The sequence below is a fragment of the Rhizobium sp. ARZ01 genome (assembly GCF_014851675.1).
Taxonomy (GTDB): domain Bacteria; phylum Pseudomonadota; class Alphaproteobacteria; order Rhizobiales; family Rhizobiaceae; genus Mycoplana.
The window spans coordinates 1,524,623-1,545,806 of the sequence record NZ_JACVAE010000001.1 but is presented as its reverse complement, the minus strand read 5'-3'; the positions used below and the strand labels follow the sequence as shown (position 1 = coordinate 1,545,806).

The window sequence follows — 21,184 nt, the reverse complement described above, 5'->3', positions numbered from 1 at the left end:
GTGGGACCGAGTATGGAGCGAACGGTTGTGATTGCCATATTCGGAAGTGCCCTAATTGCCAGGACGGGCGACCGTCAGAGCCGCTTAGATAGGTGTGTCCCATGAAAACCGTTCTCTGCTATGGCGACAGCCTCACCTGGGGGTACGATGCGGAGACGCTCGGGCGCCATGCGCTGGAGAACCGTTGGCCGAGCGTGCTGCAAAAGGCGCTCGGTCCCGGGGTACAGGTGATCGCCGAGGGGTTGAACGGCCGTACGACGGCCTATGACGACCATGTCGCCGATTGCGACCGCAACGGCGCGCGCATCCTGCCGACAATCCTGCACAGCCATGACCCGATCGATCTCGTCATCATCCTGCTCGGGGCCAACGATATGAAGCCCGCGGTCTGCGGGACTGCCTTTGGCGCCATGCGAGGCTTGGAGCGGCTGATCGACCTGGTGCGACACCACGCGTGGTCGTTCGGCAGCGAAGAGCAGCCGGAAATTCTGATCGTCTCGCCGCCACCGCTTTGTGAGACGGCGGACGCGGCCTTTGCGGCGATGTTTGCCGGCGGTGTCGAGCAATCGGCGATGCTTGCGACCCTCTATGCCGACCTTGCGGACGATAAGGGCTGCGGCTTCTTCGATGCCGGTTCGGTGGCACAGACGACGCCGCTCGATGGGGTGCATCTGGATGCGGACAATACGCGTGCCATCGGCCGTGGTCTAGAGCCCGTCGTGCGCATGATGCTCGGACTTTGAGGCGACGTTTGACGGGGATCAAGGAGTGACGTTTCTGGGGGGCTAGGCTGGGTCCATCGACTTCAAAAGGAGATGCGACCATGTCGAACACACCGCACCAGCTGGCAGAGGAATTCCCGGAATATGTCGGCAAGATCCGGCACTTGCGGGAGGCCGACGGACACTTTCGCCGCATCGCCGACGAGTACGATGTGATGAACTGGGCCATCCATCGCGCCGAGACGGATATCGAGCCCACAGACGACCTGCGCATGACGGACATGCGCAAGGAGCGGATGCGGCTCAAGGATGAAATCTACGGGATTCTGACGCGGCCTGAGGTTGTCGAAGAGCTTCCCTGAGGAACCGGAGGCAGGCTTCCGCTCCTCGATAACAACAGCGCGGCGCACCGCATGGTCGACCGCACGAGAGATAAAAGAGGAGTGGAAGCGCTCATGTCGAATGCCTACGACGTCATCGTTATCGGTTCGGGTCCTGGCGGCTACATCGCCGCGATCCGGGCTGCCCAGCTCGGGCTGAAGACCGCCATCGTCGAGCGGGAACATCTGGCCGGCATCTGCTCCAACTGGGGCTGCATCCCGACCAAGGCGCTGTTGCGTTCGGCCGAAATCTTCCATTACGCCCAGCATCCGGGCGATTACGGCATCAAGATCGACGGCAAGGTCACGCCGGACCTGAAGGCGATCGTCGCCCGCTCGCGCGGCATTGCGAGCCGCATGAACGGTGGCGTCGGCTTCCTGATGAAGAAGAACAAGGTCGACATCATCTGGGGCGAGGCGAAGCTGACGAAGCCCGGCGAGATCGTCGTCTCCAAGACCACCAAGAAGCCGGTCGAGCCGCAGGCGCCGCTGCCGAAGAACGTGCTGCCGGAAGGCACCTACACGGCCAAGCACATCATCATCGCCACCGGCGCCCGTCCGCGCGCGCTGCCCGGCATCGAGCCGGACGGCAAGCTGATCTGGACCTATTTCGAGGCGATGAAGCCGGAGGAAATGCCGAAGTCGCTGCTGGTCATGGGCTCTGGGGCAATCGGCATCGAGTTCGCCTCCTTCTACCGCACGCTCGGCGTCGACGTGACCGTCGTCGAAGTGATGCCGACGGTGATGCCGGTCGAGGATGCCGAGATTTCGGCACTCGCGAAGAAGCAGTTCGAAAAACAGGGCATGAAGATCCATCTGGACGCCAAGGTCACCAAGGTGGAGAAGGGCGCCAATTCGATCACCGCGCATGTCGAGATGAAGGACGGTAAGGTCGAGAAGATCACCGCCGACCGGATGATCTCGGCCGTCGGCGTGCAGGCGAACATCGAAAACATCGGCCTTGAAGCGCTCGGTGTGAAGACCGATCGCGGCTTCATCGCCATCGACGGCTACGGCAAAACCAACGTGCCGGGCATCTACGCCATCGGCGACGTCGCCGGCCCGCCGATGCTGGCGCACAAGGCCGAACACGAGGCCGTTATCTGCGTCGAGAAGATCGCCGGCCTGCCGAACGTGCATCCGATGGACAAGTTGAAGATCCCCGGCTGCACCTATTGCCACCCGCAGGTCGCTTCGGTTGGGCTGACCGAAGCCAAGGCCAAGGAACTCGGCCGCGACATCCGCGTCGGCCGCTTCCCCTTCGTCGCCAACGGCAAGGCGATCGCGCTCGGCGAGGACCAGGGCATGGTCAAGACGATCTTCGACAGGAAGACCGGCGAACTGCTCGGCGCCCATCTCGTCGGCGCGGAAGTAACCGAATTGATCCAGGGCTTCGTCGTTGCGATGAACCTGGAGACGACCGAGGAAGAGCTGATGCACACGATCTTCCCGCATCCGACGATCTCGGAAACGCTGAAGGAAAGCGTACTCGACGCCTATGGGCGTGCGTTGAACGCCTGACGCGCGAGGCATCTCGGGCTCGGCCGCTCTCGTTCGCGCTGAGGGGAGCGGTCGCCACAATGAAATGACGGGTACCGAATCCACTCCTGTCATCCCGGCCTTGAGCCGGGATCTAGCCGGGCCGCGTCTGCGGCGCGAAAGATGCACTTCTCCGCGCAAGGACTTGCGCGGGCTGGATGCCGGATCAAGCCCGGCATGACGAGACTGAGGGGTACGGCGCTCGGGGTGAAGTCTCCGGGAACGGAACAGAAGGGCAGGCGGTGGCAAGCGTCTGCTCATTTGCGGGCGGCCGTCCCGCCGCCCACATGGCGGGCAAATGGGAAGGGTTGTTGGATGGATGTGGGCTGGTTTGCGGGGATCATTATCGGCGGTGTGGCGGGTTGGCTCGCCGGCAAGCTGATGGACATCCGTTTCGGCGTCGTGATGAACGTCGTCATCGGCATGGTCGGCGCCGTATTGGCGAACGCTGTCTTTGATCGCGCCGGCATCCATGTGGCCAGCGGTTGGCTGGGTTACCTCGTGCAGGGTTTCGTCGGCTCCTGCATTCTGTTATTCGTCGCAAAAATCGTCAGGCGTTGACGACTTTTCCGCAGTAGAGGCGGTTGAAGGCAGGTTTTTTATGGTCACCATTCTCGATACGACCAATCCCGAGGAAAAGCGCGTACGGCACCCCGAGAAAGCGCATCGCCCTGACACGGAAGTGCTGCGCAAGCCGGAGTGGATCCGCGTCAAGGCGCCGGTCTCCAAGACCTACCAGGAGACGCGCTCGATCGTGAAGGACAACAAGTTGGTGACCGTCTGCGAGGAAGCTGGCTGTCCCAATATCGGCGAATGCTGGGACAAAAAGCACGCCACCTTCATGATCATGGGCGAGATTTGTACCCGCGCCTGCGCCTTCTGCAACGTTGCCACCGGCAAGCCGAATGCGCTCGATCAGGACGAGCCGGAGAACGTTGCCAAGGCTGTCGTGAAGATGGGCCTGTCGCACGTGGTGATCACCTCGGTCGACCGTGACGACCTCGATGACGGCGGCGCAGAGCATTTCGAGAAGGTGATCTGGGCGATCCGCGCGGCATCGCCTTCGACCACGATCGAGATCCTGACGCCCGACTTCCTGAAGAAGCCCGGAGCGTTGGAGCGTGTCGTCGCAGCCAAGCCGGACGTTTTCAACCACAATCTGGAAACCGTGCCGGGCAACTACCTGACCGTCCGTCCGGGTGCGCGCTACTTCCACTCCGTCCGCCTGTTGCAGCGCGTGAAGGAACTCGATCCGACGATGTTCACCAAGTCGGGCATCATGGTCGGCCTCGGCGAGGAGCGCAACGAAGTGCTGCAACTGATGGACGACCTGCGCACCGCCGACGTCGACTTTCTGACGATGGGCCAATACCTGCAACCGACCCGCAAGCACCACAAGGTGGAGAAGTTCGTTACGCCGGAGGAGTTCAAGTCCTACGAGACGGTCGCCTACACCAAGGGCTTTCTCATGGTCTCCGCCAGCCCGCTGACGCGTTCCTCGCATCACGCCGGTGACGACTTCGCCCGGCTCAGGGCGGCACGGGAGAAGAAGCTGCTCGCCGCGGCGGAGTAGTTTTCGATCTGCAAATTCGGGCGGGCCGTGGTTGTGAACTGCGGCCCGCATCCTTTTGGTGGACCCGGATTGTCGGTCAGCGTCTGCGGGCGTAGGCTGCCGGTGTCGCCTCTCGCTGGCGGCCATCGACAGTTTATCCGCGGGGGAGGTTGCGGATGGATATCGAGTCCCTATTCCGGCAGGCGGCAGACGAGGCCGCCCGGTATCGCAATTCCATTTCCGATCGGCCGCATCGACCCCAACCAGGACTATGCAGCGGCGTCGGCGGCATTCGAGGAGGCCTTGCCCGAGGTCACGACCGAGCCGCGTGCCGTCATCGACGAACTGGTGGCGCGGGCGGAGCCCGGCCTGCACCTGATGACCGGTCCCCGTTTCTTCGGCTGGGTGATCGGTGGCTCCCATCCGGTCGGCGTCGCAGCCGACATGCTCACGTCCGCCTGGGGGCAGAATGCCGGCAACCATGCCGCAACGCCGGCCGCCTCTGCGGCTGAGGCGATAGCTGCGCGCTGGCTGGTCGAACTGCTCGACCTGCCGCGGGAGAGTTCGGTCGGCTTCGTCACGGGAGCAACAGTTGCAAATTTCACCTGTCTTGCGGCGGCCCGCGGCGAGGTGCTCCGCAGGGAGGGCTGGGACGTCGATGCGCAAGGCCTTTTCGGTGCGCCGCCGATTACCGTGCTGATCGGCGACGACGCCCACACCACCGTTTTCTCGGCCTTGCAGTTTCTCGGCCTCGGACATGACCGGGTGGTCAGGGTGGCAACCGACGAGCAGGGGCGCATTCGACCGGATGCGTTCGATGCGGCGCTGGCCGCCATCGACGGGCCGGCGATCGCCATTCTTCAGGCCGGCCAGATCAACACCGGCGCCTTCGACAGTTTCGCTGAACTGATCCCTGCCGCAAAGGCAAAGGGCGCCTGGGTGCATGTCGACGGCGCCTTCGGTCTCTGGGCACGTGCCTGTCCTGCCAAACGGCCGCTTGCGGTGGGAGTCGAACTGGCCGACAGCTGGGCGACTGACGGGCATAAGTGGCTGCAGACGCCCTACGATTGCGGCTATGCCATTGTGCGGGACGAACTTGCGCACCGGCGTGCAATGACGATTTCTGCAAGCTATCTGCCCTCGGCGGAGGCGGGCGAACCACTTCGTGCCGGAACTGTCGCGTCGCGCCCGCGGCTTTGCGACCTGGGCGATGATCAAGCATCTCGGTCGCAGCCGGATTGCCGAGCTTGTGGAGCAAAACTGCAATGCCGCAGCCGAGATTGCCCGCATGCTCGCAGCGCGCAACGGCATCGGTGTGTTGAACGCGGTGCAACTCAATCAGGTCATCGTGCGGTTCGGGGAGGGGCTTGCTCCGGAGGTGGCTGATCGCATGACGAAGGATGTGGTCACGCTCCTACAGAAGAAGGGGCAGATATTCGTCGGCGGGGCACAGTGGCGGGGCCGCCAAGTGATGCGGATATCCGTGTCGAACTACCAGACCGATGCGGATCAGGCCGAAATGGCTGCGGAAGCGATCCTAGCGGCCTATGCAAGGGTGTCGTCCGGGATGGCGTGAGCGTTTTGGGAATTGCGCTCGGCTGCCGGACCATCTTGTTTCTTGGCGTGTGTTTGAATATCTGGTCAGCATGCCCAAATTCGAAACGCACCGCCCCGTTCCGCATACACCCGAGCAGATGTATGCCCTTGTCGCCGACGTGGAACGCTATCCCGAGTTCCTCCCGCTTTGCGAGGGCCTCGTCGTACGGTCGCGCAAGGAGCGAGACGGCAAGGAACTTCTGCTCGCCGACATGACCGTTGGTTACAAGGCGATTCGCGAAACCTTCACGACGCAGGTATTGCTGAACCATGGGGATCTCGCGATCGACGTGAAGTACATCGACGGCCCGTTCCGTTATCTCGACAACCGCTGGCGTTTCGAGCCGCGCGGTGAGGGCGGGTGCAGCGTGCACTTCTTCATCGACTACGAATTCAAGAGCCGGATCCTTGGGGCGCTGATGGGATCGATGTTCGATCGGGCATTCCACATGTTTTCCGAGGCCTTCGAGAAGCGCGCCGAGACGATCTACAACGTCTGAACAACGCGTCAGCGGTCACAGGATTGGGCGGCGTATTGGGGCGGAGCTTTGGCGCAGGGCGATCTCTTCGCGTATCCCCGAAGGTGGTCGGGTCAGGCGCCGCGAGCGATATCCGCCAGCATCTCCAGTGCGGTGCGGATGGTCGAAAGTCGAACGCCGTCGCGGCCGATATCGCCGTAGCGCATTTCCCGGTACATCACGCTCCCGGTCCGCGAGGCGACGGCCAGATGAACAAGGCCGACAGGCTTGGCCACGGTTCCACCACCAGGCCCGGCAACGCCCGTCACCGCGATGGCGAGCTCCGCACGCGAGCGAGCAAGCGCGCCGCGGGCCATCTCCAGCGCAGTCTCCCGCGACACGGCGCCATGGGCTGCAAGCGTTTCCGCCTGCACGTCGATCAGTTCCATTTTCGCTTCGTTGGAATAGGTGACGAAGCCTCGGTCGACGACGGCGGAAGAACCCGAGATTTCTGTGAGTGCGCCGGCAATCAGCCCGCCGGTGCAGGATTCGGCCGTGGCGACCATTAGTCCGCGCGTGGAAAAATCGACGATGAGGTGCCGTGCAGCGTCCTCGATGTCGGCAGGCCACATGGTCACTATTCAGGACTCCGGTAGACGACGGTTGCCGTGGCGATGGCGGCAATCCCCTCGCGGCGTCCGATGAAGCCGACCTTTTCATTGGTCGTCGCCTTTACCGAACAGCGATCCAGCGAGATCCCGAGCATGTCGGCGAGATTTTTCCGCATCTCCTCGCGGCAGGGTCCGATCTTTGGCGCTTCCGCGATCAGCGAAACGTCGGCATTCATGATCACGCCGCCCTTGTCGCGCACGATTTGTGCTGCATGTTCGAGGAAGATGCGCGAGGCGGCACCTTTCCACTGCGGATCCGACGGCGGGAAATGATCGCCGATGTCGCCGGCGCCACAGGTGGCAAGAAGCGCGTCGGTCAGGGCATGTAACGCGACGTCCGCGTCTGAATGACCTGAAAGCATCTGGTCGTGCGGCAGGAAGATGCCGCAGAGTGTCACGCCATCGCCCGGCACCAGTTGGTGGACGTCGTATCCATTGCCCGTCCGCACGTCGGGCAGGGCTGTTCCTGAAAGGCGCTCGTCCGCCATGGCGATATCCTTCCGTAGTGTCAGCTTGACGTTGTCGACGGCACCCTCGATCAGGCGAACCGGTATCCCGGCCCATTCTGCAATGGCCGAATCGTCGCTGAAGTCATTGCGTCCATCGGCGGCAGCGCGACGATGAGCGTCAAGGATCGATGTGAAATAAAAGGCCTGCGGTGTCTGCGCGCCGAACAAGCCAGCCCGTGGAACAGTGCCTGCGATGTTGCCATCCGAATCCGCCCGCTTCAGCGTGTCTGTCACGGCAATGGCGGGAAGCACAGCGTGATTGCCTGCAGCAAGTGCAGCTTCGATCCGCGCGAGGAGCGTCGCGTCGACGAAGGGGCGGACGGCATCCTGAATGAGAACGTGAGTAATCCCTGATGCTGCAAGCGCCTCGAGCCCGGCAAGGACAGACTGTTGCCGCGTCGAGCCGCCCATGACGGTGCGAATCCGTGCTTTTCCGTCTGATGCCTGGACGAGCGCATTGGCAAACAGTTCATTGTCGTCGGGATGGATGACGACGACGATGTCCTGCGCCGGGCTCCACTTGAGGAAGGCGTCGAGCGTGTGCGTGATCACCGGCTTGCCGCCGATGCTGCGATACTGTTTCGGGCCGTCCGGGTGAGAGCCCGCCCGTTCTCCGCGTCCCGCGGCGACAACGATCACGCCGCACGAGAGCTTGCTGTTCTCGCCCATGCCCAGCCATTTCCTCCAGCTTCAGGTGTTTTGACCGGTTTAGACCGTTCGCCGCCACAAGGCCAGCGATATGCGGAAAATTGCAGGCGGCCGTCAAAACGACTTGGCAAGCGGTTGCGGGCTGTCTAAAAATAATGCACGACAATCCACTGCATGAAAGATGGGCATTTGGTTCGGGCGGACCTATCAACACCCTTGGCAATCGGAAATCAGACCCTGCGCAATCGCGTCGTCCTGGCGCCGATGTCCGGCGTTACCGATCTGCCGTTCCGTGAACTCGCCTGGCGCTTTGGCGCTGGCCTCGTGGTGACGGAGATGGTGGCAAGTCGTGAGCTTGCCAGTAACGCGGCGGAGTCCTGGGCGCGAATCCGCAATCGCGGCATCGATCCGCATATGGTCCAGCTCGCCGGGCGCGACGCGCACTGGATGGCGGAAGCTGCGCGCCTGGCCGAGGCGAACGGCGCCGACATCATCGACATCAACATGGGCTGCCCCGCCAAGAAGGTGATCGGCGGCTATTCCGGCTCGGCGTTGATGCGTGAGCCGGATCATGCGCTCCGTCTGATCGAGGCAACCGTCAATGCCGTCAAGGTGCCGGTCACGGTCAAGATGCGGCTCGGCTGGGACCACGACAGCCTGAATGCGCCCGATATCGCCGTGCGGGCGGAGAACGCCGGGGTGCAGTTGATCACCGTGCATGGCCGCACGCGCATGCAGTTCTATGAGGGCAAAGCGGACTGGGATGCCATCCGTGCGGTTCGAGAGCGAATTGCCGTGCCGCTGATCGCCAATGGCGACGTCGACACTGTGGAAGACGCGGTAGAAATACTCAGGCGTTCTGGCGCTGATGCGGTCATGGTTGGCCGGTCTGCGCAGGGACGGCCATGGCACCCTGCCGTGCTTGGCGGAGCGTGCGAAGAACCGCGTGGCGCGGAGCGTGCGCACATCGCCGTTGAACATTACCGCATGATGCTGGATTTCCACGGCCCCGTGGCCGGGCTTCGCCATGCGCGCAAGCATGTCGGTTGGTACGTTGAACGCTATGCCCCGTCGCTGGAGCGCGCAGAGAAGGCGGCGCTAATGACGTCGACCGACAGTGATTTCGTCGCGGGCCGTTTGGCGGAAATCCTGAACGTGGCCGATGCGCCGGTAGAGCGAGAAGAGAAGGCGGCATGAGCGGGGCGGGCCAGGAAGAACAGTTCGATGGCAATGGGCTTGCCCTGGCGGTCCTGAATGCAATTCAGCATTCGGTCATCCTGGTCAACGATGCCGGCCATATCGCCTTCGCGAACTGGGAGGCAGAATCCTTCTTTGGGGCGAGTGCCAATCATTTGGCCAGGCATAATGTCAGTAATTTCATTCCTTTCGGCAGTCCTCTTCTCACATTGATTGAACAAGTTCGGGAACGTCGCGCGCCGGTCAATGAGTATAGGGTGGATCTGAGTTCGCCACGTCTGGGCGCGGACAAGCTCGTCGACCTCTACGTCGCTCCGGTCACCAATGAGCCGGGCTCGGTCGTCGTCGTTCTGCAGGAGCGATCGATGGCCGACAAGATTGATCGCCAACTGACGCATCGCGCTGCAGCCCGCTCGGTCACCGGCCTCGCCTCGATGCTCGCCCACGAGATCAAGAACCCGCTTTCGGGTATTCGGGGTGCGGCGCAACTGCTGGAGACCTCCGTGGAGGATGAGGATCGGGCGCTGACGCGGCTGATCTGCGATGAGACTGATCGCATCGTTTCGCTTGTTGATCGCATGGAGGTTTTCTCTGATGAGCGACCTGTCGATCGTGTCGCACTCAACATTCACTCCGTCCTCGATCACGTGAAGGCCGTGTCGCGCGCCGGCTTTGCGCGCAACATCAAGATTACCGAGAACTACGATCCGTCGCTGCCCCCGGTTTTTGCCAACCGCGATCAACTTGTTCAGGTGTTTCTCAACCTGATCAAGAATGCCGCGGAAGCGGTCGGCAACAGGCCGGACGGCGAGATCATCCTGACCACGGCGTATCGGCCGGGCATCCGGTTGTCGGTGGTGGGAACGCGGGAAAAGGTGTCGCTGCCGCTTGAGTTCTGCGTGCACGACAACGGGCCGGGCGTTCCGTCCGACCTGCTGCCGCACCTTTTCGATCCCTTCATCACAACCAAGACCAACGGGTCGGGCCTCGGCCTGGCGCTTGTTGCCAAGATCATCGGCGGCCATGGCGGCATCATCGAATGCGACAGTCAGGGCCATCGCACCACCTTCCGCGTGCTCATGCCTGCGTCAAAGGGTTTGAGCGAGGATGACGATACCTCCCGATAACAGAGGAAATAGCAATGACAGGCGCCACAGTCCTTGTTGCCGACGACGATGCGGCGATCAGAACCGTCCTTAACCAGGCGCTGAGCCGCGCAGGCTACGATGTCCGGATCACCTCGAATGCAGCGACGCTCTGGCGCTGGATCGCCGCCGGCGAGGGTGACATCGTCGTGACCGATGTCGTCATGCCGGACGAGAATGCCTTCGATCTGTTGCCGCGCATCAAGAAGGCCCGCCCCGATCTTCCGGTTCTCGTGATGAGCGCCCAGAACACGTTCATGACCGCGATCAAGGCCTCCGAGCGCGGCGCTTACGACTACCTGCCGAAGCCCTTCGATCTAACCGAACTGATTGCGATTGTCGGCCGGGCGCTGGCCGAGCCGAAGAAGAAGCCGGCGAGGCTGGACGACGACATGCAGGACGGCATGCCGCTGGTCGGCCGCTCGGCGGCGATGCAGGAAATCTACCGTGTCCTGGCGCGACTGATGCAGACAGACCTGACGCTGATGATCACCGGCGAGTCCGGTACCGGCAAGGAACTCGTGGCGCGCGCCCTGCACGACTATGGCAAGCGCCGCAACGGCCCCTTCGTTGCAATCAACATGGCGGCGATCCCGCGCGATCTGATCGAGTCGGAACTCTTTGGCCACGAGAAGGGCGCCTTCACCGGCGCGCAGCAGCGTTCGACCGGCCGCTTTGAGCAGGCCGAGGGCGGCACGCTGTTCCTCGACGAGATTGGCGACATGCCGATGGACGCGCAGACACGGCTGCTGCGCGTGCTCCAGCAGGGCGAATACACCACCGTCGGCGGGCGCACGCCCATTCGCACCGACGTGCGGATCGTCGCTGCGACAAACAAGGACCTCAAGCAGTCGATCAATCAGGGGCTGTTTCGTGAGGATTTGTACTACCGCCTGAACGTGGTTCCGCTACGCCTCCCGCCGCTGCGCGATCGGGCGGAGGACATTCCCGACCTTGTCCGCCATTTCGTCCAGCAGGCAGAAAAGGAGGGACTCGACGCCAAGCGATTCGATCAGGAGGCGTTGGAATTGATGAAGGCACATCCCTGGCCGGGTAATGTTCGGGAGTTGGAGAACGTTGTCCGGCGCCTGACAGCGCTTTATCCACAGGATGTGATCACCAGGGAGATCATCGAGGCTGAGCTTCGTGCGGACGTTCCTGACAGCCCGATCGAGAAGTCCGCGCAGCGCAATGGCGCGCTTTCGATATCGCAGGCGGTCGAAGAGAACATGCGCCGGTACTTTGCGAGTTTTGGCGACAACCTGCCGCCACCCGGGCTCTACGAGCGGGTTTTGGCCGAAATGGAGTACCCGCTGATCCTTGCTGCGCTGACAGCAACACGCGGGAACCAGATCAAGGCTGCTGATCTTCTAGGTCTCAACCGGAACACGCTTCGCAAGAAGATTCGAGAGTTGGGGGTTTCGGTTTATCGCAGCTCCCGCCTCGCTTGACTTCGCTCCAACCTGCGTTGCATTTTCGCCACAATGTGTTGCATGGTGGTAACAGATGCGGCGGCGGCGAATAGCTTGAGTCTCTCCGCCGTTACCCATGTGCGGCGGGAGCGATCTCTGCTCCCAGCACATCAGAATGGACGCGCCGGTCGGTCCCGACTGGTTGGAGAGAGTGCAGCGAATGGATGAGAATGCGACCCCGGTCGGGGGCGGGCAAGAGAGCGCGGGCAATGCGCACGACCGCAGGGCATCGTTCGCACTCCCTGGCCTACTGCTCGCAGGCGGCGCTCTCGTAGCGGCAACATTATCGCTCTTTATCCTGCTCGGCCTTACGCCAATCAAGCCGGTGGCGAATGTCATCATCGCTTCGGTTGCGGTGAATGCGCTTTTCGTCCTGGGCCTGATTATCCTGATTGGCCGTGAAATCGCCCGGCTGTTGAAAGCCCGGTCTCGGGGGCGTGCGGCTGCCCGGCTGCACGTGCGCATCGTCGCGCTGTTCTCGATCGTAGCGATCACGCCGGCGATCCTGGTGGCGATGTTCGCTTCGATCACACTCGACGTCGGCCTCGATCGGTGGTTTTCCATCAGAACGCAGTCGATCGTCAGCTCCTCATTGAACGTGGCGCAGGCCTATGTGCTGGAAAACGCCAGCTATCTGCAGGGTCAGACCGTCTCGATGTCGAACGATCTGGAACGCAACCGTCAGCTCTACAGCCTCGATCGCACCGGTTTTACGGATCTGATGACGCGCCAGGCGCGGGGGCGCGGCATGCTCGGCGCTTTCCTGGTGCGCAGCGACGGCTCACAGGTCCTTCGAGCCAACATCCCGACTGAAAAGCCGCTGCCAACAGTGCCTGCGGAGGCGCTAAAGGCGGCAGCGGCCGGTCAACCGACGTTGATCCCGCCGGGCACCACCAACCTTGTGGGCGCGGTGATCAAGATCGACAACATACCGGACACCTATCTCTACACGATTCGCACGGTCGATCCCGAGGTCATGCGCTCGATGCGAATGATGGAAGACAATACGGCGGAGTATCGCGCGCTAGAGGCCGGCAGAACCTCGCTGCAGATTGCCTTCGGCGTACTCTATCTCGGCTTTGCTCTTATCGTTTTGCTGGCAGCTATCTGGACTGCAATCGCGGTGGCCGATCGTATCGTGCGCCCGATCCGCCTGCTGATCGGGGCTGCAGACGCTGTTGCCTCCGGCAACCTGAGTGTCGAGGTTCCGGTCAAGGCGGCCGACGGCGATGTCGGCAACCTGTCGCGTACCTTCAACAAGATGATTGCCGAGATCCGCGCGCAGCAGGGCCAGATCCTGGATGCGAAGGATGAAATGGACCATCGGCGCCGCTTCATCGAGGCCGTTCTGTCCGGCGTCACGGCTGCCGTGATCGGCGTCGAGGAGGGCGGGCGGCTGACCATCGCCAATTCCTCTGCGGAACATCTGTTCGGTAGGAGTGCTAGTTCGCTTCTTGGTGCGCGATTGGCAGACTTTGCACCTGAGGTGGATGCGGTACTGCAGGAGGCCTCCCATAGATACCGCAACGACCACCGTCGGCAGATCAATATCATGCGTGGCGGCACGGAACGGACGCTGAACGTTCAGGTGACCCGTGAAGAGGCAAAGGACGCAATCGAGTCCTACGTCATTACCATCGACGACATTACCGATCTCGTCATTGCGCAGCGATCGACTGCATGGGCCGATGTCGCCCGTAGGATTGCCCACGAAATCAAGAATCCGCTGACGCCCATCCAACTCTCGGCGGAGCGGATCAAGCGGCGCTATGGCAAGCAGATCGACCAAGAGGATCGCGCGGTTTTCGACCAGTGCACCGATACAATCGTACGCCAGGTCGAGGACATCGGTCGGATGGTGGACGAGTTCTCGTCCTTTGCCCGGATGCCGAAGCCCACCAAGGACAAGTCCGATCTGAGGGCAATTCTCAAGGACGCCGTGTTTTTGCGCGAAATGGGCAACAACCACGTCACTTTCCTGAAGGACTTCGAGGATCAGCCGCTCGTCGGCCATTTCGATTCCCGCATGCTCGGGCAAGCCTTCGGCAACATCATCAAGAATGCCGTGGAGGCGATCGAAGCGCTGCCGGCCGATGTGCAGCGTGGGGAGCGCAAGGTTCTCGTTCGGGCGCGTCGCGAAGAGCCGCACAGGCACTTCGTCGTCGATGTCATCGATAACGGCAAGGGTCTGCCGACCGAGAACCGGCACCGGATTCTGGAGCCCTACATGACGATGCGAGAGAAGGGCACGGGTCTCGGCCTGGCCATCGTGAAGAAGATTATCGAAGACCACGGCGGGCAACTCGAGTTGCACGATGCCCCCCCGGACTTCGACAACGGGCATGGGGCAATGATCCGCGTGATCCTGCCTGTCGAGGAAAACATGGTCGTCGATGCGGACGAAAACGACAAGGAACTGACTCATGGCCTCTGACATTCTGGTGGTGGACGACGAAGAGGATATCCGTGAAATCGTGTCCGGCATCCTCTCCGACGAAGGGCACGAGACGCGTACGGCTTTCGACAGCGACAGCGCGCTCCAGGCGATCAGCGATCGCCTGCCGCGGCTCGTCTTCCTCGATATCTGGATGCAGGGAAGCAAGCTGGATGGCCTGGCGCTTCTCGACGAGATCAAGAGCCGGCATCCGGATCTTCCCGTGGTGATGATTTCCGGCCATGGCAACATCGAGACTGCCGTTTCTGCGATCCGTCGTGGCGCTTATGATTTCATCGAGAAGCCATTCAAGGCGGATCGCCTGATCCTGATTGCCGAGCGCGCGCTGGAGAACTCCAAGCTGAAACGCGAGGTGACGGACCTGAAACGCCGTTCCGGAGACGCGGTAGAGCTGATCGGCACGTCCGTCGCGGTATCCCAGCTGCGCCAGACGATCGACAAGGTGTCGCCGACCAATAGCCGTATCATGATCCTCGGTCCCTCCGGCGCCGGCAAGGAACTGGTCGCGCGGATGATCCACCGGAAGTCGACGCGTGCCAACGGGCCGTTTGTTGCTCTCAATGCGGCTGCGATTACGCCGGAGCGGATGGAGATCGCACTGTTCGGCACCGAGGGCGGCGGTGGTCAGCAACGCAAGACGGGTGTGCTCGAGGAAGCCCACGGCGGTATCCTCTATCTCGATGAGATCGGGGAAATGCCACGCGAGACCCAGAACAAGATTCTGCGGGTGCTCGTTGATCAGCAGTTCGAACGCGTCGGTGGCTCAAAGCGGGTCAAGGTCGACGTGCGGATCATCTCGTCCACCGCCTACAACCTGGAGAGCCTGATTGCAGATGGCGCTTTCCGGGAGGACCTCTACCATCGCCTGGCCGTGGTCCCCGTGCGTGTGCCGGCGCTCGCGGAACGCCGCGAGGATATTCCCTTTCTCGTCGATATGTTCATGCGGCAGATCAGCGAGCAGGCCGGCATTCGGGGGCGGAAAATCGGTGATGACGCACTGGCGGTGCTGCAGGCGCACGACTGGCCCGGCAACATCCGGCAATTGCGCAACAACATCGAGCGGCTGATGATTCTTGCCCGGAGCGATGGCCCTGACAGTCCGATTACGGCCGACATGCTGCCAACGGATGTCGGTGACATGCTGCCGAAGATGTCGACGCAGGGCGAACATCACATCATGACGCTTCCGCTACGGGAAGCGCGTGAAATGTTCGAGCGCGACTATCTGATTGCCCAGATCAACCGTTTCGGCGGCAATATTTCGCGTACGGCGGAATTCGTCGGCATGGAACGCTCCGCGCTGCATCGCAAGCTGAAGTCACTTGGCGTCTAGTATCGCGAGCGCGGCAAGGGGCATGCAATGAAGGTTATTATCTGTGGTGCGGGACGGGTCGGTTACGGGATCGCCGAGCGGCTGTCCCAAGAGGACAACGACGTTTCGGTGATCGACACATCGGCGTCGCTCATCGCCGCCATCACCGAGACACTGGATGTCAGCGGCGTGGTTGGTCATGGTGCCCATCCGGACGTGCTCGCAAAGGCGGGTGCCGACGAGGCGGAAATGATCATCGCCGTCACACTTCATGACGAAATCAACATGGTCGCCTGCCAGGTGGCGCATTCGCTCTTCAAGGTGCCGACCAAGATTGCTCGTATCCGCGCACAGAGCTACCTGGCGCCGGAATTTTCAGACCTGTTTTCCCGTGACGACGTGCCGATCGACGTGGCGATCTCGCCGGAAATCGAAGTCGGCAAGATGGTGCTGCGGCGCATTTCCTATCCGGGCGCGACCGATGTCGTCCGCTTCGCCGATGATCAGATTGTCATGGTGGCGATCGAGTGCATGGAGGACTGCCCGGTCGTCAACACGCAACTGCATCAGTTGACCGAGCTCTTTCCCGATCTGAACGCCACTGTCACCGGCGTCTACCGCAACGAAAGACTGTTTGTGCCCCGTTCGGCGGACGAGCTGCAGACGGGCGATCTCGCATATGTCGTGTGCGACAAGGCTCACGTCCGCAGGACGCTCTCGCTGTTCGGCCACGAAGAACAGGAAGCGGCGCGCATCGTCATTGCCGGCGGCGGCAACATCGGCTTCTTCGTGGCAAAGACGATCGAGGAGTATCAGCCGAGGACGCGCATCAAGATCATCGAAAGCGACCGTGAGCGTGCGGTGTACATCGCTGACCAATTAAGAAACGCGGTTGTCCTCCATGGCTCGGCATTGGACCAGAAGCTGCTCCAGCAAGCCGACATCCAGGATGCAGACCTCGTCGTCGCCCTGACCAACAACGACCAGGTCAACATCCTGGGCAGCGTGATGGCAAAGAAGCTCGGCTGCAAGCAGAACCTAGTTCTGTTGAACGAGCCGTCATTTCAAGACTTTGCGAAGAGCCTTGGGATCGATGCCCACATCAATCCGCGCGCCGTGACGATATCCGGCATCCTTCAGCACGTCCGTAAAGGGCGCATTCGCGCAGTCTATGCCGTACAGCGCGGGTCCGCGGAGGTGATCGAGGCTGAAGCGCTCGAAACTTCGCCACTCGTCGGCGCACCATTCCGCGAGCTTGAACTGCCTGATGGCATTCGCATCGGAGCGATCTATCGCGACGGAGCCGTTCTGCGTCCCGACGGCGACATGAAGATCAGGGCCAAGGACCGGGTCGTTTTGTTCGCCACCGGAGACGCCGTGCGGCACGTCCAGCAGCTTTTCCGCGTAAGTATCCAATATTTCTAATTTTCAGGCGGTAACCATGCCCCGTTTTGCCTATGTTAATGGAAGCTATGTCCGTCACGCTGATGCCGCCGTCCATGTGGAGGATCGGGGGTATCAGTTCGCTGACGGCGTCTATGAAGTCTGCGAGGTCCGGCACGGCATGATTGTCGACCTGACCCGGCATCTGGACCGCCTCGACCGGTCTTTGCGGGAAATCCGGATCGCCTGGCCGATGAAGCGGGCAGCGCTGACATCCGTGATACGGGAGGTGCTGAGGCGCAACAAGGTCCGCAACGGGCTGTTCTACCTACAGGTGACGCGCGGCGTGGCGCGTCGGGACCATGTGTTTCCGGCCGAGGGTACGCCGTCCTCGATCGTCGTTACTGCGAAATCGACCGACCCGAGCCTCATCGCTGCGAAGAACGCCAAGGGAATAAAGGCAATTACCGTTCCGGAAAATCGGTGGGATCGAGTTGATGTTAAGACCATCGGACTGTTGCCGAATGTGCTTGCTCGCCAACAAGCGAAGGAATTGGGGGCGAACGAGGCGATCTTCGTCGACGCCGATGGCTATGTGAAGGAAGGGGCTGCCACGAACGTGTGGATCGTCGATGGCAACGGCAGGCTTGCCACTCGACCGGCCGAGTATGGCATCCTGCGGGGAATCACGCGAACGACGCTCATGGATGTTGCCGGAAGTCTCGGCATCGAAATCGAGGAGCGTCCCTTCACTGTCGCAGAAATGCTGACCGCGCGAGAGGTGTTCGTCTCAGCGGCCACCAGCATCTGCTTTCCTGTTATCGAGATCGACGGCAAACCGATCGCAAACGGCCATCCGGGCAGCACCGCCCAGAAACTACGCGAAGCTTTTTTCGACGTTGCGGAGAAGACTGCGATTTGATACCAAATCCGACGGAGCGACGAACAATGCTTCGATGGCTCCCGGGGATATTCGTTTATCAGTCAACCGATCAACAGGATCGGCAATCAAGAAAGAAGCGGCGCAATGGCGGAACGTTCTCAGAATTTGCAGGATCTTTTCCTTAATACCGTTCGAAAGCAAAAGATTTCCCTGACGATCTTCCTTATCAACGGCGTTAAGCTGACCGGCGTGGTAACGTCGTTCGATAATTTCTGTGTACTGCTGCGCCGCGATGGCCATTCGCAGCTGGTATACAAGCACGCAATCTCCACCATCATGCCCGGTCAGCCGCTGCAGATGTTCGAGACCGAAGAAAACGCCTCCTGACAAGGTCAAGGCTCATTAGCAAGCGCGATACTAGCCAGGATTCCATCATTCCGGAGCTCGATAAGCGCCGCGACGATTCGCGCGCGGTGGTGATTGCGCCGGTTGTAAAGAAGGGCCGGGCGGCCGAAGCAAACGGCCCGATTGCTCGCTCTGACGAGGCACGGCTCGCCGAGGCGATCGGGCTCGCTCGGGCAATCGACCTTGACGTCGTGCATTCGACGATCGTTACTGTCACGCAGCCGAAGCCGGGCACACTGCTCGGCACCGGCAAGATCGAGGAGATCAAGGCCGCGCTGTACGAAGGCGATGCGGGACTGGTGATCGTTGATCACCCGCTGACGCCGGTCCAGCAGCGCAACCTCGAGAAGGAGTGGAACGCCAAGGTCATCGACCGGACGGGCTTGATCCTCGAGATTTTCGGCCGGCGTGCTTCGACCAAGGAAGGAACGCTGCAGGTCGAGCTTGCGCATCTCAACTATCAGAAGGGCCGGTTGGTGCGAAGCTGGACCCACCTCGAACGGCAGCGCGGTGGCGCGGGCTTCATGGGTGGTCCGGGTGAAACCCAGATCGAAGCGGACCGCCGGCTCCTGCAGGAGCGGATCGTGCGGCTGGAGCGGGAACTTGAGCAGGTTCGCCGCACGCGACAATTGCACCGCGCCAAGCGCAAGAAGGTTCCGCATCCGATTGTGGCCCTAGTCGGCTACACGAACGCTGGCAAGTCGACCCTATTCAACCGGATAACCGGGGCAGGGGTGTTGGCCGAGGACATGCTGTTTGCAACGCTCGATCCGACGCTCCGGAGAATGAAGCTGCCGCAAGGTCGCACCGTCATCCTGTCCGATACCGTTGGGTTTATTTCCGATCTTCCGACGCATCTGGTCGCTGCTTTCCGTGCGACGCTGGAAGAGGTGCTGGAAGCAGACCTCATCCTGCACGTGCGCGACATGTCGGACCCGGACAATGGAGCGCAGGCCGGCGACGTGCTGCGCATCCTGGCGGATCTCGGTATTGACGAGAAGGACGGCGCCGAGCGCATCCTGGAAGTCTGGAACAAGATCGACGACCTGCCGGCGGAAGCCCGCGAGGCTTTGGTGCAGAAGGCGGCAGCGACGCCGAACACGATCGCCGCCTCGGCACTGACCGGTGAGGGCGTGGACCGGCTGATGGACGAGGTTAACCGAAGGCTCTCCGGCGTGCTCGTTGATCGGGATGTCGTACTTCCGGTCGACAAGCTGCAGCTCTTGCCCTGGCTCTACGATCATTCGGTTGTCGATGAGCGCGAAGATCTTGAAGACGGCGGTGTTCGCATCTCCGCCCGGTTGACCGAAACCGAGGCCGCCGAGCTCGACCGCAGGCTCGGTCATGGGGCAAAGCGCCCGCTCGAAGACTGGGAAAAATGATTTGGCAGGCAGAGACGGCGTTATGCCAACTGCCGCTCTATCGCCTTGGCCGCCTGCCAGAGTTCTTCCATCCGTTCCAACGTCGCCGCTTCGAGTGATTCGCCTGCAGCCTGAAGTTCCATCTCGATATGGGCGAAGCGGCGGCGGAACTTGGCATTTGTGCCGCGCAACGCCATTTCCGGGTCCGCTTCCGTGTGGCGGCCGATGTTGACCACGGCGAAGATCAGGTCGCCGAGTTCATCGGCCACTTTCTTGCGATCGCCGTGACGGAGTGCCTCGCGCAACTCGCTCACCTCTTCCTCGATCTTGTCGAGAATGGGTTCCGGTTCGGACCAATCGAAACCGACCTTGGCAGCGCGTTCCTGCAGCTTGAGCGCTTCGACGAGCGCGGGAAATGAGCGTTGCACGGAACCGAGGTGTCCCTTTTCGGTCTCCGGTGGCAGGCCGCGTTTGCTGCGTCGTACGCTTCGCTCGTGCTTTTCCTGCTGCTTGATGGCATCCCACTGCCGCTTGACGGCTTCCGGCGTATCAGCATCCGAGCGGTCGAAAACGTGCGGGTGGCGGCGGATCATCTTGCGCGTCACGGCCTCGACCACGTCGCCGAAGGCAAACTCACCGGCTTCCTCGGCGATGCGCGCATGGAAGACCACCTGCAGCAAAAGATCGCCCAACTCGTCGCAAAGGTCGTGCATGTCGCCCCGCTCGATCGCGTCGGCCACCTCGTAGGCCTCCTCGATCGTGTAGGGCTTGATCGTCTCGAAGGTCTGTACGATATCCCAGGGGCAGCCGGTTTCGGGCTGTCTCAGGGCCTTCATGATAGCGAGCAAACCCTGGATGTCGCGGGACGGCTGCATGCTGTTCTCTCCGACTGGCGCTCAGTTGAGCGGGATGCTGTTTTCGTCCTTGCCCGACTGATAGACGTTGGAAAGTCGGTCGTAGGCAGACTTGATCCGTGCTGTCTGGGCCTTCAGTGAACCCTTCAGCGGCTCGTCCTGCGCCTCGACAAGGTCCGCAATGAAATACGAGTGCCAGAAGGCATTGTTGCGGCGATAACCGCCCGGCTCCAGGCCGAACACCTCCTTGAGGATCTTCAGGTCATGCGGGATCGCAAAGGCGTCGCGGGAATCTTCGTGGCTGAAGAATGAGTAGAAATTGTCGAATCCCGCCCACGTGATCGCGGACATGCACATCGTGCACGGTTCGTGAGTCGAGAGAAAAATCAAATCCTTGGTGGGAATATCTTTAGCAGTTTCGTAAAAACGCTTCAGGGTGTGGACTTCGCCATGCCAAAGCGGATTTTCGAGTTCGTTGTTCGTCTCCGCGATGACCAGCGAGAGGTCGGACTTCCTCAAGATCGCGGCGCCGAACACCTTGTTACCGGCGGTGACGCCGCGCTCGGTGAGCGGCAGGATGTCATGTTCGATAACGTCGAGAAGTCGTTGGGGCAGTGTCGCTGTGGTCAAAGCAGGAAATCC

General features: G+C 61.5%; 19 protein-coding genes and 1 pseudogene. 16 read left to right on the top strand and 4 right to left on the bottom strand.

What is annotated here, in order from left to right:
• Positions 1 to 101: 101 nt before the first annotated feature.
• The 7 genes and pseudogenes from IB238_RS07395 to IB238_RS07365 all read left to right on the top strand — a co-directional run bounded on the left by IB238_RS07395 (position 102) and on the right by IB238_RS07365 (position 6,289).
• The gene (locus tag IB238_RS07395) at positions 102 to 743 is read left to right on the top strand and encodes an SGNH/GDSL hydrolase family protein (protein WP_192244903.1); all 642 of its coding nucleotides are present in this window, start codon (positions 102 to 104) and stop codon (positions 741 to 743) included.
• Between the two features lie 80 nt (positions 744 to 823).
• A complete protein-coding gene (locus IB238_RS07390) occupies positions 824 to 1,084 on the top strand; it encodes a DUF465 domain-containing protein (protein ID WP_192244901.1) in 261 nt (86 codons plus the stop codon).
• A 93-nt stretch (positions 1,085 to 1,177) separates the two neighbouring features.
• On the top strand, positions 1,178 to 2,623 hold the full coding sequence (gene lpdA, locus IB238_RS07385) for a dihydrolipoyl dehydrogenase (RefSeq protein WP_192244899.1): 1,446 nt from the start codon (positions 1,178 to 1,180) through the stop codon (positions 2,621 to 2,623).
• Positions 2,624 to 2,956: 333 nt separating this feature from the next.
• Positions 2,957 to 3,202 (top strand): GlsB/YeaQ/YmgE family stress response membrane protein, encoded by a 246-nt coding sequence (locus IB238_RS07380; RefSeq protein ID WP_192244897.1) that lies wholly within the window; start codon positions 2,957 to 2,959, stop codon positions 3,200 to 3,202.
• Positions 3,203 to 3,242: 40 nt separating this feature from the next.
• Positions 3,243 to 4,214: a lipoyl synthase gene (gene lipA / locus IB238_RS07375; protein WP_192244895.1), complete on the top strand. Its 972-nt coding sequence runs from the start codon at positions 3,243 to 3,245 to the stop codon at positions 4,212 to 4,214.
• A gap of 155 nt (positions 4,215 to 4,369) precedes the next feature.
• Positions 4,370 to 5,769, top strand: a pseudogene (locus tag IB238_RS07370) (aminotransferase class V-fold PLP-dependent enzyme).
• A gap of 70 nt (positions 5,770 to 5,839) precedes the next feature.
• On the top strand, positions 5,840 to 6,289 hold the full coding sequence (locus IB238_RS07365; RefSeq protein WP_192244893.1) for a type II toxin-antitoxin system RatA family toxin: 450 nt from the start codon (positions 5,840 to 5,842) through the stop codon (positions 6,287 to 6,289).
• A gap of 92 nt (positions 6,290 to 6,381) precedes the next feature.
• On the opposite strand, the gene IB238_RS07360 is transcribed toward IB238_RS07365, so the two are convergent.
• Both IB238_RS07360 and IB238_RS07355 read right to left on the bottom strand, forming a co-directional pair.
• Positions 6,382 to 6,879: a CinA family protein gene (locus IB238_RS07360; RefSeq protein ID WP_192247479.1), complete on the bottom strand. Its 498-nt coding sequence runs from the start codon at positions 6,877 to 6,879 to the stop codon at positions 6,382 to 6,384.
• Between the two features lie 5 nt (positions 6,880 to 6,884).
• Positions 6,885 to 8,096 (bottom strand): bifunctional 2-C-methyl-D-erythritol 4-phosphate cytidylyltransferase/2-C-methyl-D-erythritol 2,4-cyclodiphosphate synthase, encoded by a 1,212-nt coding sequence (locus IB238_RS07355; protein ID WP_192244891.1) that lies wholly within the window; start codon positions 8,094 to 8,096, stop codon positions 6,885 to 6,887.
• Positions 8,097 to 8,249: 153 nt separating this feature from the next.
• On the opposite strand from IB238_RS07355, the gene dusB reads away from it, so the two are divergent.
• The 9 genes from dusB (at position 8,250) to hflX (ending at position 19,709) form a co-directional block, all read left to right on the top strand.
• Positions 8,250 to 9,272 (top strand): tRNA dihydrouridine synthase DusB, encoded by a 1,023-nt coding sequence (dusB, locus tag IB238_RS07350; RefSeq protein ID WP_192244889.1) that lies wholly within the window; start codon positions 8,250 to 8,252, stop codon positions 9,270 to 9,272.
• Positions 9,269 to 10,399 carry a nitrogen regulation protein NR(II) gene (locus IB238_RS07345; protein ID WP_192244887.1) on the top strand — a complete coding sequence of 377 codons (1,131 nt, stop codon included), beginning with the start codon at positions 9,269 to 9,271 and terminating at the stop codon, positions 10,397 to 10,399. Before dusB ends, IB238_RS07345 begins: the two co-directional genes overlap by 4 nt.
• 14 nt (positions 10,400 to 10,413) lie before the next feature.
• Entirely contained in the window at positions 10,414 to 11,868 is a 1,455-nt protein-coding gene (gene ntrC, locus IB238_RS07340) for a nitrogen regulation protein NR(I) (RefSeq protein WP_192244885.1), read from the top strand.
• A gap of 181 nt (positions 11,869 to 12,049) precedes the next feature.
• Positions 12,050 to 14,323 (top strand): PAS domain-containing sensor histidine kinase, encoded by a 2,274-nt coding sequence (locus IB238_RS07335; protein WP_192244883.1) that lies wholly within the window; start codon positions 12,050 to 12,052, stop codon positions 14,321 to 14,323.
• A complete protein-coding gene (locus IB238_RS07330; RefSeq protein ID WP_192244881.1) occupies positions 14,313 to 15,677 on the top strand; it encodes a sigma-54 dependent transcriptional regulator in 1,365 nt (454 codons plus the stop codon). Before IB238_RS07335 ends, IB238_RS07330 begins: the two co-directional genes overlap by 11 nt.
• A 27-nt stretch (positions 15,678 to 15,704) precedes the next feature.
• Positions 15,705 to 17,081 (top strand): Trk system potassium transporter TrkA, encoded by a 1,377-nt coding sequence (gene trkA / locus IB238_RS07325; RefSeq protein ID WP_192244880.1) that lies wholly within the window; start codon positions 15,705 to 15,707, stop codon positions 17,079 to 17,081.
• A 16-nt stretch (positions 17,082 to 17,097) separates the two neighbouring features.
• The gene (locus IB238_RS07320; RefSeq protein WP_192244878.1) at positions 17,098 to 17,961 is read left to right on the top strand and encodes a D-amino-acid transaminase; all 864 of its coding nucleotides are present in this window, start codon (positions 17,098 to 17,100) and stop codon (positions 17,959 to 17,961) included.
• A 105-nt stretch (positions 17,962 to 18,066) separates the two neighbouring features.
• Complete coding sequence (gene hfq, locus IB238_RS07315) at positions 18,067 to 18,309, top strand: RNA chaperone Hfq (protein ID WP_192244876.1); 243 nt, start codon at positions 18,067 to 18,069, stop codon at positions 18,307 to 18,309.
• Positions 18,310 to 18,353: 44 nt separating this feature from the next.
• Entirely contained in the window at positions 18,354 to 19,709 is a 1,356-nt protein-coding gene (hflX, locus tag IB238_RS07310; protein WP_348648247.1) for a GTPase HflX, read from the top strand.
• Between the two features lie 20 nt (positions 19,710 to 19,729).
• On the opposite strand, the gene mazG is transcribed toward hflX, so the two are convergent.
• Positions 19,730 to 20,563 carry a nucleoside triphosphate pyrophosphohydrolase gene (mazG, locus tag IB238_RS07305; RefSeq protein WP_192244874.1) on the bottom strand — a complete coding sequence of 278 codons (834 nt, stop codon included), beginning with the start codon at positions 20,561 to 20,563 and terminating at the stop codon, positions 19,730 to 19,732.
• Positions 20,564 to 20,584: 21 nt separating this feature from the next.
• The gene (locus tag IB238_RS07300; RefSeq protein ID WP_246723497.1) at positions 20,585 to 21,172 is read right to left on the bottom strand and encodes a nucleoside deaminase; all 588 of its coding nucleotides are present in this window, start codon (positions 21,170 to 21,172) and stop codon (positions 20,585 to 20,587) included.
• Positions 21,173 to 21,184 lie beyond the last annotated feature (12 nt).